This is a genomic window from Nonomuraea longicatena, from assembly GCF_039525605.1.
Taxonomy (GTDB): Bacteria; Actinomycetota; Actinomycetes; order Streptosporangiales; family Streptosporangiaceae; genus Nonomuraea; species Nonomuraea longicatena.
Genome location: NZ_BAAAHQ010000004.1, coordinates 50271 through 63847, shown reverse-complemented (window position 1 = coordinate 63847; position 13577 = coordinate 50271). Strand labels below are relative to the sequence as shown.

Sequence of the window (13577 nt, the reverse complement as noted above, 5' to 3'; positions counted from 1 at the left end):
ACGTAGACGGGCTGAGCCAGCGAGCGTTTTACGCGCCCCTGCCACAGCCTGCGGCAGGGGCGCGGACGCGTCTACGGGCTCCGGTGGCTGATTGGGTCAGGCACCGGCAGCTTGTCTCGTCGTGCTGGACCGATGTGTTAGAGATTCCCGTTGCGGACGTCCGACAGGAAGGCTCTCCACTCGCCCGGGGTGAAGGTCAGCACGGGACCGCCTCGGTCCTTGCTGTCGCGGACGGCGACGACACCCGGCAGGTTCGTGGCCACCTCTACGCAGTCGTTGTTGCCACCGCTGAAGCTGGACTTGCGGAACTCCGCGCCGGACAGGTCAGGGGAGATCATCGTTACTCCTCACCGCAGCGATGAGCACTGCGGACTTCTCGGGGGACAGGCATGCGCCAGCGAGGCGCTCGAACAACAGGGTAAGGCTCCGCACCTGGTCGGCTGCTTCGACGTACACCTCGCCTGCCGGACTTTCAACGTAACCGACGGCCGGGTCTTCCGGGTCGAAGTTCAAAACCGAGAAGGCTCCTTCCATCCCTGGATGCGCTCCCGCGCTGAGCGGCAGGATCTGCACCGTGATATGGGTCCAGGTCATAGCCTGAAGGAGGTCGCCGAGCTGGCGATCCATGATGTCAGGCGAGCCCACGAGGCGACGTAGGGCCGCCTCATCGATCAGGGCGTGCAGCGCTGGGGCGTTCGGCCCGACAACATTGATCTTGCGGAGCATCCGGGCGTCTACGCGCCGCTCCAACTCGCCCGCGCCCAGGTTTGGATGCCGGGCGCGAATAACCTCTCGGGCGTAGTCCTCGCTTTGGAGCAGGCCCGGTATGAGGAGCGGCTCCCACTTGTGGATGGCTGTGGCCTCTGCTTCAAGTGCGACATAGCCACCGGTGAACACATCCGAGTAGGCGGTCCACCATCCACGACGGTTAGCATCGCGGGCCAGCTGGATCAGCCCGCCCTTGGTGTAGCTGTCGGCGCCGAACAGGTCGCAGGCGTGAATCAAGTCCGTCTCGGAGACCATGATCCGCCCACCCTCTACACGGTGGACTTTACTGAGGGACCATCCGAGCCTGTGTGCCGCCTCGTTGGTGGTGAGATCAGCCTCTTCCCGGAGTCGGCGCAGCTCACGACCCAAGCGGCGGTGCCGGACAGTGGGGGACTTCATAGGCATGGGCACCAGTGTGCCGTGCGCGGCGCGAAAAATCTCTGTGCCGACGTCTTGCAAACGTGCCGTCGGCACGCGCATGATGAACGCGAGACGACTGAGAGTGAGGGAATCATGACAGTGGGGCACCTGTGTGGCGGCCACACGACTGATTCGGGCCTCAGTTCTCGGTCGATGCCCATTGGTCGGGAGATCGCGCGAAGGTGCCCAGCCCTCGGACCGGGTAGACGACGCCCTCCTCGCGAAGGCGCACAAGGACCTTTCGGGCTGTCGGCCGGGAGACGCCGAACTCCTGCACAATCACATGTTCGCTGGCAATCGGCTCATCGACCGCGTAGATGCCGCTGCGAATGCGATCCTTGATCACACTTGCAATCTGCACCCATTTTGGCTGGTTAGAGCGCCATTCGATCGTCACAAGATCACCGTAGACATCTGCAATGACCTTGAGATACCCGCTGTCAGCAGCCATGGATAGCTGAGAAGTAAAGACGTCTTCACTTCTCAGCTGTTAACCACAGGGAAGCAAGATCTAAAACGGGCCTGCCCGGCGCTTGCGACGTCCGGACAGGCCCTTGATCAGGAAGCGAGTCCTGAACCGTGAGCAACACTATCCCCCCGGCCCACAACTCCCGACAATCTCCCCGGAACGCCCTGTCACAAGCCCTCGGTCGCACCGGGTCCACCTGCCTGCAGTGGCTGGCCAAGGGTTTCACCTCGTCGGACCTGTGCCCGCGCCGCACGACCACACTGATGTCTGGGCTCGACCACGCGATCCCCGAAACTCTCGCGTGGACCCCCCTCTACGGTGACAAGCTGGCGGGGGTGGCGCAGTGACCGTCCTGACAGCCGATGTCGCCGCTCGCCCCGCGCGGCGCCGCCAGGTGTCCGCCGGGCCGGTCGTCCGTGAGCCGTGCTTCACGCGCGAGGATCCGCCGCTGGCGATGGGGTGCGCCGTATGCGGGCACCCGCCCTACGCCCACGGCTGCTCCAGCGTGGGCGCCCACGAGTACGAGGTGCCGTCGGCCGTGCTGATGGCCGAGCGGCTCCGCCTGTATACGGCGCTCGGTCTGCACCGGCGGCGGATGTCGGCGGCTGTGTTCCGCCGCGAGCACGTGTGCGCGCCCGCGCCCGAGCAGGCTGCCGACGACGTGGATGCGGTACAGGTCGAGGCGAAGCCGCTCGACGGCCAGGCCGCCGCACCGGCCGCCACGATCCCGGATGTCGAGGTGGCTGCCGTGCGGCGCCCGACGCCTCACCCTGCCGAGTCGCCGACTCCGAGCCGCGACGACGTCGATCGGATTGCCGTGTCACCGCTACGGCCTGGCGGTCGCCGTCGGCCGGTCCTGCGGCGGCCGTGGGCCGACCGATCGGGTGCCTTGGCGCGGGCCTCGGGGTCGGCGGCCCACGCCCACACACCACACATGCCGCCCCGGCAGCGCCCTCATCGGGGGCGGATCTTTCCGCCGAATCGGCCTGAGCCGGTCGGATGGCACCAGCGGGAACAGACCGCAGTCGCGGGAGAGGTCTCCGGGTGATGGCCACCACCGAACGGCGACCGAGTGTCCTCACCCTGGCGTTGCCTCACACGCCCGAGGCCGTGGGGACGGCACGTCGCGCGGTCCGCGACGTGCTGCGCGAGCGTGGTTGGCCGGAGGAACTGGTCGAGAACGCGATGCTCGTGGTCTCCGAGCTCGTGACGAACGCGGTCGTTCACGGTCTTCCGCCGGTCGAGTTGCGGATGCGGGTGGTGTCGGGTTTCGCCGTCGGGCGGGTCATCGATCGTTCGCCGGATCTTCCCGTTCCGGTCGAGGCCGACGTCGGGGGTGAGGGTGGTCGTGGCTTGGCCATCGTGGCGGCCGTGGCCGTCGGCTGGGGCGCCCATTTGCTGCCCGAGCGTGGGGGCAAGGCGGTCTGGTTCGAGTTTCGTGGCCCTCCCGACCTCGCACCCGCCGCGAGGCCGTCTCTGGGTCTCCGTCTGTGGGGTGTTCCCGGCTTCGGCGGCGGCCCCTTCCGGGGTGACCTCAATGCCCCTTCGTTCAGCAGCCCGTTCCGGTGGCCTGCCTGACTCCCGAGACGTCGGCCCGTTCCCTATTGAGGCGAGGGGCGGGCCGACCCAGCAGGGTGGCCCGCGTCGAGGTACGGCGGCGGGCCACCCACCCACGAATGAGGTTCACATGGATGAGGTTCACATGGACATGCATCGGCACGCTCCGAAGAACCGCCGGACCCCGCAGAACTCGTTCTGGGCCTCGGGGTCGGGCGAGCAGGGCGGTGGCCCGGCGGCACCTCGGGTGCATCAGCGGTCTCTCAACTACCGACAAGAGGATGGTGCACCGGTGAGCCGAGGGAGGCAGACCGATGAGTGACGGCGGCGGCGACGAAGCCCTGCGGCTTCACCAGGTCCCCCCGCCGCGAGAGCGGCGGGAAGCGCGGTCGGGCCCGACGAGTCCCGATGGCGCCCGCCAACCTGACTGCCCGCGCGATGACGAGGAGCACCGCGAGACCGACCAGGTGGCCGTCGAGCCCCTGATCACGGAGCGGCGGCCCGGCTCCCGCGAATCACCCGTCGACCAGGCCAAGAACGACTCCGCACCGCCTGTCGGCGATCTCGCCCTGCCTTCGCGCTCCCGGAGCGACCTCGTGACCGGCCTGCCGATGGTGCCCGCTCAGCGTCTGAGCGGGCCGGAGCCTTTCAGGGGGCGGGGATGTGGTGAGGAGTACTGCCCGGCTCCGGTCTCGGCGCGACCGTATCGGGTGGAGTGGCAGTTCGAGGGCAACATGTGGGTACTTCGGTTCGGGCGGCAGCCCCGGGTTGTGCGGTTGAGTTGCCGCTGCCGGCCGGTGGAGTACGAGGAGCTCGCCATCGGCGGGCGACACTGGATCCGCCGTATCGAGCGAACCGGTGACGGCCTTGTGGTCCACGTCAGTCCCGAGTCGGCCAACCGGTGGGTGGACGAACTGTGGGACCAGATCATGTCCGGAGACGCGATATGAGCGCTTCCGCCAGGGCCGAGATCACTGACCGGCTCAAAGTCCAGAGACAGGCCCAATCCTTCAGGAACTGTCGGCAATGCGGCTCCGGTGACCTGACGGCGCAACGGCGATCCAGGGTGCCGACGAGGCCGGAGTCGTTGACTTCCCGAATCGGTCAAGGCTCGGGGTGCAGGGGCCGGGAGGCCCTGCTCGGGGTTCGGGGCGACAGCGCGAGGACCTCTGTCACCGGAGTTGGCCGACACCGCCGATCCCGCCTACGGGGACTTCGTCGCGGGCAACGTCCACCACCAGACGATCACCAACATGTTGGATCAGGCGCACCGGCTGCGCTACGTGCGCGAGTTCATGACCGGCCTGTCCCGCTGCCGGGCCGAGTGCGAGTTCTGGGACTTCTGCCGAGGCGCCCAGGCCGCCAACCGCTACTTCGAGAACGGCAGCCTCGCCGGCACCGAGACCGTCTACTGCCGTCTCACCCGCCAGGCCCTTGTCACCGCCCTGTCCACCACCTCAGCGAAGGAGTAGCCCATGCCTGTCCTGGAGTTCCTGACCACCACCGACTCGAAGACGGTTCAAGACCTGATCCGCCTGCACCACCCCGGCCTCGCCCCGTCGGCCCACGCCAAGTTCGACAACAAGCCGACGTGGGACAACTGGTCCAAGAAGAGCCCGAGCCCGTTCGACAACAGGCCGACCTGGGACAACTGGTCCAAGAAGTAGCGGCAGAAGGTCGTGGGCGCGCCGACTCCCGCAGGCGCGTCCACGTCGGCGACACCACTGAAAGGCTGACCACATGCAGACCACGCGCACCGTACGCCGGACTCGCGTCACCCTCCCGGACCTCGACGACGGCGACCTGGACGAGGTCGACTCGCTGGAGGGCGAGCCACGTGACTTCTCCTATTCCGGGGCCCGCCTGCGGGAGCTGTCCCTGTCCAGAAGCCAGCTCATGGACGGTCGCATCGCCGACGTGACCACCCAGCGAACCCGGCTGGACGGACTGCGGCTGAACTCGGTGGAGTTCACCGGCTGCGACCTGCCCAACCTCCGCTTCACCGATGGCAAGCTGTCCCGCGTCACCTTCACGGACTGCAAACTGCTCGGCTCCGTCTGGGAGGACACGACCTTCGAGGACGTCGTCTTCGAGCGGTGCAAGTTCGACCTCGCCACGTTCACCCGCGTGCGCGCAGTCGGGCCGGTCGTCTTCGTCTCCTGCTCCCTGCGCGAGGCCACGTTCGCAGCCGCCTACCTCGGCGCGGACGTGGCCATCGACGACTGCGATCTCGCGCTGACCGAGTTCGACGGCGGCAAGTATCGCGGTCTGGACCTGCGCGGCAACGACCTGTCCGGGCTGCGCGGCCTGTCCTGGCTCGGCGGGGTCATCATCGACCGGGCCCAGACCCGCCAACTCGCCCAGGCGCTGGCCGACGAACTGGAGCTCACCTTCGGCGACGACCTCGACCAGAGCTGACAGCGACCATGGGCCTCAAGCTGCTGTCCGGGCGCTTCTCCGGCCACGCGTCGAGGTCTGCGACGTGGGCCAGGCCGGTGACAGCCCCGACTACGACAATCCGGAGGCAGCGGTCCCGCTCGGAGGATGGCGCCCCATCACCCACGAGGAGGCCGAGCGTCTACGCCCGAACGCGTCAACGCCACCCGGAACCTTGGTGGAACTGGTCAACTGGACGCTGCCAGCACTCCCTGCCGACGGGTTACAGGAGCGTGCGGACGCTGCGGCCGCCCTCGACCCGCTCGACGGTCGCTGGCCGCCACTGACCGGCTCAAAGTCCAGAGACAGGCCCAATCCTTCAGCTTCTCGTTCAAGTTCCAATCTTCGCGTTCGGTGCATTCGTGGCGAGTCGGGCGTTGCGTTGTGCGACAGAGCTCAGGTCGTGCGCCGTGGTTTGGTGCCTTTGCGATGATGAGCTGGGCGTTTGTAGGCCTCGCCGGTGGCCAGGATGCGGCCGACGTCGTAGCGCGGGACGGGCTTGTTCTTCGAGCCGGGAGGGCGTGATTCGACACCTGAGCCGGTGAATGCGGTGAATGTGGAGATCAGGCGACAGGCTCAGGGGCGAACCCCGATGGTTCGCCTGTCCGTGGTCACGTGTCATCGCCGTCGAGCCGACAAGCCTCAGCGATGGCTTGGGGATCCCAATAGAACGGGCGGCATTCCAGCATGCGTCCATCCCGCACGGTGATCAGTTGCATGATCAAGGTGTCGACCTGCTTGCCGGTGGCGCGGGCCCGGAAGCGGACCCGATTCCGTACGATGACGGTGTTGGTGTCCCCCCAATGTTGTTGTTCCAGGAACTCCATCGCCTCCCAGACCTCACTGAAAACGGCCAGAAATCGCTCCATCTCCTCATGCCCACGCCAGACCCCGGTTCCGGTGAACGGCAGTCCTGGAGCCTGGTAGAGCACCACCTCCGGGTCCAGCAAAGCAGCAACGGGTTCGTAGCTGGCCTTACCGAAACCGCCCGTGGCCACGTACGCGGCCTCGGCCGCGTAGAACCTCTCCATGACCGTCCACGCATCGTCAGCTCGCTGTCGGCCTGGCTGCTCCCCGCCGACCTGGGTCTCTGACGTCTTTACTGTGCTCATGACCCCAGCATCTCTAGTGTCCCGGATTCCCGCTGGCGTGAATCGGACCTCTCGCTCAAACTCACCTGGGCTCCACAGGACTCCTCGCACCACGAAGGATGCTGATCACAGCCGGCGAGCGAGAGGTTAAACGAGAAGTTCAGGAACTGTCGGCACTGCGGCTCCGGTGACCTGACGGCGCAACGGCGATCCAGGGTGCCGACGAGGCCAGCGTTGTTGACTTCCCGAATCGGTTAAGGCTCGGGGTGCAGGGGCCGGGAGGCCCTGCTCGGGGTTCGGGGTGAAAGCCCCGATGAGGGGAGCCCGAGCGCGGTAGCGCGAGGACCTCGCTTTTGGGGTGGGGGTCCGGGGGGATCTTCCCCCTGGGTGGGCGCTGCCTGGAGCCCTTCGCGCGAAGCGCGCCCCTTACGGAAGACCACGCCTTTGAGGCTCGTGTGTTGCCCGGAGCGGGGGGTAAGGGCGGAGTCGTCGCGGTGGGATGTCGCAGGAAAGAGGAGCGTGTTCCTGGAGGCCGTCAGCCCAAGGCGGCGGGTGGTGGGTGGCGGGGGCTTTGCCGTAACGGGAGAAGGGTGTGTGCGAACCGGGAGCGGGGGGATAGCGTCGGGGGGTGGCGGGTTATGCGATCGAAGAGTTGTTGCTCAGTCTGCCCAGCGTGCGCACCGTCGCCGGCGTGGACGAGGTCGGGCGCGGGGCATGGGCGGGGCCCGTGACCGTGTGCGCGGTCGTCAGCGATCTGTCCGAGCCGCCCACCGGCCTGACCGACTCCAAACGCCTGACCGCCAAGCGGCGCGAGGCGCTCGTCCAGGAGATCCGGGACTGGGCCGCCGGATACGCCTTCGGCGAAGCGTCCCATACCGAGGTCGATGAGCTCGGCATGACCGAGGCGCTGCACCGCGCCGCCCGCCGGGCGCTCGAAGCGCTGCCCGTGCGCCCCGATGCCGTCATCCTCGACGGCTCCCACGACTACATCGGCCCGCCGTGGCGGGTGCGGCTGGAGGTCAGAGGCGATTCGGCCAGCGTGTCCGTGGCGGCGGCGTCCGTCCTGGCCAAGGTCCGCAGGGACGCGCAGATGGGAGAACTCGGGTGCGACGAGTACGGTTTCGCGGAGAACGCCGGTTACCCCTCCCCCCAGCACCAGGACGCGCTCGCCCGCCTCGGCCCCACCGCGCACCACCGCCTCTCGTGGTCGTACCTGGACGACCTCCCGCGATGGCGGCACCTGAAACGCCACCGCGACCCGCTCGCCATCGAGGGCCAGGCCACGCTGTTCGGCTGAAGGGGGCACGATGAGGGTCGGGGTGTTCCTGATCGCGGCCGGCTACCCGGGCACCGAGCCGGGCCGGGTGCTGTCCGACACCGTGGAGGCCGTCGTCGCCGCCGAGGAGGCCGGGTTCGACGACGCCTGGATCGCCGAACACCACTTCATGCCGTACGGCGTGTGCCCGTCGGCGGCCACGCTCGCCGCCGTCGCCCTGGGCCGCACCCGGCGCATCACCGTGGGCACGGCCGTCAGCGTCCTGTCCACCCAGCACCCGATCGCGCTCGCCGAGCAGGCCGCCATGCTCCACCACCTGTCCGGCGGACGCTTCCGCCTGGGCGTGGGCCGAGGGGGCCCCTGGGCCGAGTTGGAGGTCCTCGGCACCGGCCTCGACCGCTTCGAGCGGGGCTTCCCCGAATCCCTCGACCTGCTGTGCGCGGCCCTGTCGAAGGACCGGGTGGCGGCCGACGGCGAGTTCTTCCGGTTCCGCGAGGTCGACATGGTGCCGTCCGCCCGGCTGCGCCCCGTGGTCGCCTGCACTTCGGACGGCACGGCGGCACTCGCGGCGGAACGCGGCCTGCCGATGCTGCTCGGCATGCACGTCGGCGACGAGGAGAAGGCCCGCATGCTCCGCGCCTACGGTGACGGCGGCGGGCACGTGGCGGCGGTGGTCGCCCACGTGGCCGACTCGACCGAGCAGGCGGTCCGCGAGGTCAAGGAGTGGATGCCGCGCTGGCTGGAGCCCGGTCTGGCAGGGTACGTGCCGGTGGACGGTCGCCCGCGCCAGATCCGCGACGCCCGCGAGTACACCGACTTCCTGACCCGCGTCCACCCCGTCGGCGACCCGGCGCACTGCGCGGAGACCATGCTCCGCACCGCCAGGACGACGGGCCTCGACCACCTGATCCTCATGGTCGAGGCCGCCGGCCCCGCCGCGACCGTGCCCACCGTCCGCCGCCTGGGCCGGGACGTCCTCCCGCTGCTCAGGTGAGCACTCTGCGCGCCACGGTGGTGATGTGCAGTTCGTCCGGCCCGTCGAGCAGGCGGGCGGTTCGTCCCGAGCGGAAGAGCGCCGGCAGCGGGGTGTCCGGGCCCAGCCCGGCGGCGCCGTACACCTGGACGGCCGCGTCGGAGACCTGCTGCAGCATCCGGGCGGCCGACACCTTGGCCAGCGCGGTCTCGACGCGGGCGTCCCGCCCGGCCGCCAGCAGGTCGGCGGCCTGGAAGACCAGCGGGCGGGTGGTCCTGACGGCGAGCAGCGCGTCGAACACGAGCCGCTGGACGAGCTGGTGATCGGCCAGCCGTCCCGTCGACAGGGTCCGTTCCCGGGCTCGCCGCCGCATGAGCTGGAAGGCGCGTCGCGCCTGGCCGAGCCAGCGCAGGCAGCGTAAGAGGCGGCCGAGCCGTACGCGCTCGCCGACCACCCGCAGGCCCTTGCCCTCCTCGCCGACGAGCCGGCCGGGTGCGGCTTCGAGTGCGATCTCCCACTGGCCGCCCGCCCCCAGGACGTGCAGTTCGCGCACGAGCCGGAAGCCCGGCGCGCTCGTGGGCACGAGGTACGCCGACGGTCCTGCGGGGGCGCGGGCGAGCACGAGCGCGAGGTCGGCCCGGTCGGCCCCGCTGACGAACCACTTGCGGCCGTGGAGCGTCCAGGAGCCGTCGGGTGCGAGGTGGGCGCGGGTGGCGACGAGGGCGGGGTCCGAGCCCGGCGTGTCCGGTTCTGTCATGGCATTGCATAAGGTCGTCCGCCCGCGCACCTGGTCGGCGTCGAGGACGTTCACGTCGAGCAGCGCCGTCGACCCGAGTACGGCCGGGCCGTGGTCGCTGGCGCCCTCGGCCTCCGCCACGTGCGCGTAGTCGGCCAGTGCCAGCCCGGTGCCGCCGAGAGACCGGGGGAGCGGCAGACCCCAGAGCCCTTCGGCCAGGGCCCGCTGCCTGAGCCGGTGGAAGAGCGCGCGGGCCTGCGGGCCGCCCGCGTCGAGTTCGGCCTCGTGCGGCACGACCTGGTCCGCGACGAACCCGGCCACCCGATCCCGCAGGTGGCGTACCCCGGGCGGGCACTCCGGCGCCCCCCACAGCTCACTATCAATCATCTTTTCTCCGGAAATATCGGGAACTTGTGGATCTTTTGCTCCGACTGGCTGCTGTGGAACAGGTCGCGCGGACGCGCCACCGGGTTCCCGCCCCACGAGAGGAGAGCCAATGACCCATCCCGCAACAGTCAGTACGGCACGTCCGCTCGACGGCGTCAGCCTGCGCACGGCAGGCCCGCCCGCCCTGGTCGGCCTGGCCGCCCGGCATCTCGAACTGCTCGGCTGCCACCGCGCCGAAGCCACCACCGGGCCCGGCCCGGGCCGCATCACCCTCGGTGAGAACCTGCACGCCGAGATCGCCTGGGCGCGGGCGGCCCCGGCGGAGGACGTCGGCGACGAGGCCACCGCACAGGCCGCCACCGGGGTCATGCACGTCCACGGGCGGCGCGACGGCGAACCGCGCGGCCTCGCCGCCGACTACCTGTCCACGGCCTGCGCGCTGCTCACCGTCCAAGGGCTGCTCGCGGCCACGCTCGCCAGAACCCTCGGCGCCGACCCGGCCGAGGTGCGGACCGGTGTGGACCTCGCGGGCCTGCTCACCGTCAGCCAGTACCTCGCGGCGGCCACCGCGGACGACGCCGAGGCGGTGCCGATCGCGCCGGGCGGCCCGCCGTTCACCTCCTCGGACGGGGTGCTCTTCGAGGTCGAGACCCTCGACCCGGCGGTGTGGGTGGCGTTCTGGCGCGGCCTCGGCGTCCCGGAGCGGGTCGCGGGCGCGGCCTGGCGCGCGTTCCAGTTCCGCTACGCCACCGCCTGCTCGCCGCTGCCCGCCGACCTGCACGCCCGCCACGCCACCTGGCCGGCGGTACGGCGGGCGGCCCGCGAATCCGGCGCCTCGGTGTGCCGGCTCACCTCCCTGGCCGACCGGCTGTCGGAACCCGCCCCCGAAACACCCTGGCTGCTCTCACCCGGCAAGCCCGCCGACCCGGCGCCCATCCGCGCATCCGAGATCTCCCGCCCGCTGGCGGGCTTCACCGTCCTGGAGGCCGGGCGCCGCATCCAGGCCCCGCTGACCGCCCACCTCCTCGGGCTGCTCGGCGCGGACGTGATCAGGATCGAGCCGCCCGGCGGCGACCCCCTGCGCGGCATGCCCCCCGCCTGCGGCGGGCTGTCGGCCCGCTGGCTGGCCCTCAACCGGGGCAAACGGGCCGTGGAGATAGACATCAAGACCGCCGCAGGCCGGGACGAACTGCGCGACCTGGCGGCGGACGCCCAGGTGTTCGTGCACAACTGGGCGCCGGGCACGGCCGAACGCCTCGGACTCGACGACCGCGACCTGGCGGCGGTCAATCCCGGCCTGGTCTACGCCTACACCAGCGGCTGGGCGGGACGGCTCGCCGACGTGCCCCTCGGCACCGACTTCATGGTCCAGACCCGCACCGGCACGGGCGAGGCCGTCCGGCCGCGCGGCGAACCGGCGGCGCCGTCGCTGATGACGCTGCTGGACGTGCTGGGCGGGCTGCTCGGTGCGGAGACCGTACTGGCCGGGTTGCTGTTGCGTGAGCGGACCGGAACCGGCGTGCGCGTGGACTCCTCGCTGCTCGGCGCCGCCGAGGTGCTGACCGCGCCCGCGCTGCGCCGGGCTGCGGCCGGACTCGACCCCCGTGCCCCGGAGGGGTTCCGGCGGCCGTCCCCCACCGCCGACGGGTGGGTCGCGCTCGCCGACGACCACGCCGCCGCCGCTCCGGAACTCCCCCGCGAAGCGAGTACGGCGGAAGCCGTCGCCCTGCTGCGACGCCACGGCCTGCGGGCGACCGCCGTGACCACCGGCCTGGACGCCCTTCCCGCCGACCCCCGCTTCGCCGCCGCGCTCAGCCGTGACGCGCACGGCGCCGTCGTCGTCCCCGCCCCCTGGAGGTTCGCGTGAGCGCCCACCTGATCGACCTGGTCCCCGCCACCCTCCGCAGAGCGTGGGCCGCCGACGGGACCTGCCCCGACCTCGACCTCTACTCACTCTTCCGGGCACGCCGCGTCGCCGCTCCCGACCGGCCCGCCGTCGTGGACCCCGCAGGGACGCTCACCTACGCCGAACTCGACCTGCGGGTCCGCGCCGTCGCGGCCGGGATGCGGGAACTCGGCGTCCGCGAAGGAGACGTGGTGGGCGTCCAGTTGCCCAACGGCAGGGACGCGGTCACCGCCGAGCTGGCGCTGGCCGCGCTCGGCGCCGTCGCGCTGCCCTTCCCGGTGGGCAGGGGCCCCGGGGAGGCCAGGTCCCTGCTGGGCCGTTCCGGAGCGCGGGCGGTCGTGGCCGCCGGCCATGCCCGTGACCTTCTGGCCGTGGCCGCTCGGCTGCCCACGCTGCGCACGGTGATCGCGGCCGGGCACGAACCGCCGCCGGGCAGCGAGTCCTGGGAGCGACTGCTGTCGGCCTCACCGGCGGCCTTCGTGCCCGCCCGGCCCGACCCCGACGCGGCCGCCCGCATCCTGGTCTCGTCCGGCTCCGAGACCGAGCCCAAGATGATCGCCTACTCGCACAACGCCCTGGCCGGGGGACGGGGCAACTTCCTGGCGACGCTGATCCCGGACGGCCGCCCGCCACGCTGCCTGTTCCTGGTGCCGCTGGGCTCGGCGTTCGGAAGCAACGGCACGGCGGTCACCGTGGCCAGGCACGGCGGCTCCCTGATCCTGCTCGACCGCTTCACGCCGCAGGCGGCGCTGGCCGCGATCCGCGAGCATCGGCCCACGCACGTGCTGGCCGTACCGACGATGATCCGGATGATGCTCGACCAGGCGGGGACGGCGGCGCCGCCGCCGATGACCGCGCTCGTGCTCGGCGGCGCCGAACTCGACGCGGCCACCGCCGCCGAGGCCCGCGCGGTGTTCGGCTGCCCCGTGGTCAACCTGTACGGCTCGGCCGACGGCGTGAACTGCCACGGCGGACTCGGCCATCTGCCCGGCGCGGACGGGGGACCCGGTGTCCTGGTGGGTCCGCCGGATCCTCGGGTGGCCGAGATCCGCATCGCCGCCGTACCGGACGAGGAGTTCGGGGAGATCATCGCGCGCGGCCCGATGACCCCGATGTGCTACGTGGGCGCGCCGGAACTGAACCGCCGCTACCGCACGGCGGAGGGCTGGGTGCGCACCGGCGACCTGGGGACCATCGACGAGGCGGGACGCCTGCGCCTGGTGGGCAGGCTCAAACAGGTCGTCATCAGAGGCGGTGCCAACATCAGCCTGGCCGAGGTCGAGCGGGCGGTGGCCGCGCATCCCGACGTCCGGGAGGCGGTGTGCCTGGGCGTGCCGGATACGCTGATGGGCGAACGCCTGGCGGCCTGCGTGGTGCCGCGCGGCGGCCGGAGCCTCACTCTCGGCGGCCTCACGGACCACCTGACCGTGCAGGGGCTCGACCGGACCAAGCACCCCGAACACCTGCTCCTGATCGAGCGGGTGCCGCTGACCCCGGCGGGCAAACCGGACAGAGACGCGCTGCGCGAGCTGATCGCGCGATCGAGATGAGCGGCAGG

General features: G+C 70.8%; 15 protein-coding genes. 9 read left to right on the top strand and 6 right to left on the bottom strand.

The window, feature by feature from the left end:
• Positions 1-137 precede the first annotated feature (137 nt).
• The 4 genes from ABD120_RS05550 to ABD120_RS05535 form a co-directional block, all read right to left on the bottom strand.
• Positions 138-338: a DUF397 domain-containing protein gene (locus ABD120_RS05550; RefSeq protein ID WP_343948600.1), complete on the bottom strand. Its 201-nt coding sequence runs from the start codon at positions 336-338 to the stop codon at positions 138-140.
• The gene (locus ABD120_RS05545) at positions 325-1167 is read right to left on the bottom strand and encodes a helix-turn-helix domain-containing protein (RefSeq protein ID WP_343948895.1); all 843 of its coding nucleotides are present in this window, start codon (positions 1165-1167) and stop codon (positions 325-327) included. The genes ABD120_RS05550 and ABD120_RS05545 overlap by 14 nt, the downstream gene beginning before the upstream one ends.
• A gap of 160 nt (positions 1168-1327) precedes the next feature.
• On the bottom strand, positions 1328-1639 hold the full coding sequence (locus ABD120_RS05540; protein ID WP_343948599.1) for a GntR family transcriptional regulator: 312 nt from the start codon (positions 1637-1639) through the stop codon (positions 1328-1330).
• 331 nt (positions 1640-1970) lie between these two features.
• Positions 1971-2426 (bottom strand): hypothetical protein, encoded by a 456-nt coding sequence (locus tag ABD120_RS05535; RefSeq protein WP_343948598.1) that lies wholly within the window; start codon positions 2424-2426, stop codon positions 1971-1973.
• 278 nt (positions 2427-2704) lie between these two features.
• On the opposite strand from ABD120_RS05535, the gene ABD120_RS05530 reads away from it, so the two are divergent.
• From ABD120_RS05530 to ABD120_RS05510, 5 genes are all read left to right on the top strand, one after another.
• Positions 2705-3235 (top strand): ATP-binding protein, encoded by a 531-nt coding sequence (locus tag ABD120_RS05530; protein ID WP_343948597.1) that lies wholly within the window; start codon positions 2705-2707, stop codon positions 3233-3235.
• 293 nt (positions 3236-3528) lie between these two features.
• Positions 3529-4164, top strand: a complete 636-nt coding sequence (locus ABD120_RS05525) for a hypothetical protein (RefSeq protein WP_343948596.1) — start codon at positions 3529-3531, stop codon at positions 4162-4164.
• 231 nt (positions 4165-4395) lie between these two features.
• On the top strand, positions 4396-4686 hold the full coding sequence (locus tag ABD120_RS05520) for a radical SAM protein (RefSeq protein WP_343948595.1): 291 nt from the start codon (positions 4396-4398) through the stop codon (positions 4684-4686).
• A 3-nt stretch (positions 4687-4689) separates the two neighbouring features.
• Positions 4690-4881 (top strand): multiple cyclophane-containing RiPP AmcA, encoded by a 192-nt coding sequence (gene amcA, locus ABD120_RS05515; protein WP_343948594.1) that lies wholly within the window; start codon positions 4690-4692, stop codon positions 4879-4881.
• Between the two features lie 73 nt (positions 4882-4954).
• On the top strand, positions 4955-5632 hold the full coding sequence (locus tag ABD120_RS05510; RefSeq protein WP_343948593.1) for a pentapeptide repeat-containing protein: 678 nt from the start codon (positions 4955-4957) through the stop codon (positions 5630-5632).
• A gap of 629 nt (positions 5633-6261) precedes the next feature.
• Here the strand turns inward: ABD120_RS05510 and ABD120_RS05505 are convergent.
• The gene (locus ABD120_RS05505) at positions 6262-6762 is read right to left on the bottom strand and encodes a nuclear transport factor 2 family protein (protein ID WP_343948592.1); all 501 of its coding nucleotides are present in this window, start codon (positions 6760-6762) and stop codon (positions 6262-6264) included.
• Between the two features lie 607 nt (positions 6763-7369).
• Between ABD120_RS05505 and ABD120_RS05500 the strand changes: the two genes are divergently transcribed.
• Positions 7370-8038 carry a ribonuclease HII gene (locus tag ABD120_RS05500; RefSeq protein ID WP_343948591.1) on the top strand — a complete coding sequence of 223 codons (669 nt, stop codon included), beginning with the start codon at positions 7370-7372 and terminating at the stop codon, positions 8036-8038.
• Positions 8039-8048: 10 nt separating this feature from the next.
• The gene (locus ABD120_RS05495; protein ID WP_343948590.1) at positions 8049-9011 is read left to right on the top strand and encodes an LLM class flavin-dependent oxidoreductase; all 963 of its coding nucleotides are present in this window, start codon (positions 8049-8051) and stop codon (positions 9009-9011) included.
• Here ABD120_RS05495 and ABD120_RS05490 read toward each other — a convergent pair.
• Positions 9004-10113, bottom strand: coding sequence for an acyl-CoA dehydrogenase family protein (locus ABD120_RS05490; protein WP_343948589.1), 1110 nt, complete (start codon positions 10111-10113; stop codon positions 9004-9006). The two genes, ABD120_RS05495 and ABD120_RS05490, sit on opposite strands and share 8 nt — an antisense overlap.
• A gap of 109 nt (positions 10114-10222) precedes the next feature.
• On the opposite strand from ABD120_RS05490, the gene ABD120_RS05485 reads away from it, so the two are divergent.
• Together ABD120_RS05485 and ABD120_RS05480 are read left to right on the top strand one after the other, a co-directional pair.
• Positions 10223-11980 carry a CoA transferase gene (locus tag ABD120_RS05485; protein ID WP_343948588.1) on the top strand — a complete coding sequence of 586 codons (1758 nt, stop codon included), beginning with the start codon at positions 10223-10225 and terminating at the stop codon, positions 11978-11980.
• A complete protein-coding gene (locus ABD120_RS05480) occupies positions 11977-13569 on the top strand; it encodes a class I adenylate-forming enzyme family protein (RefSeq protein WP_343948587.1) in 1593 nt (530 codons plus the stop codon). Before ABD120_RS05485 ends, ABD120_RS05480 begins: the two co-directional genes overlap by 4 nt.
• The last annotated feature ends 8 nt before the right edge of the window (positions 13570-13577 follow it).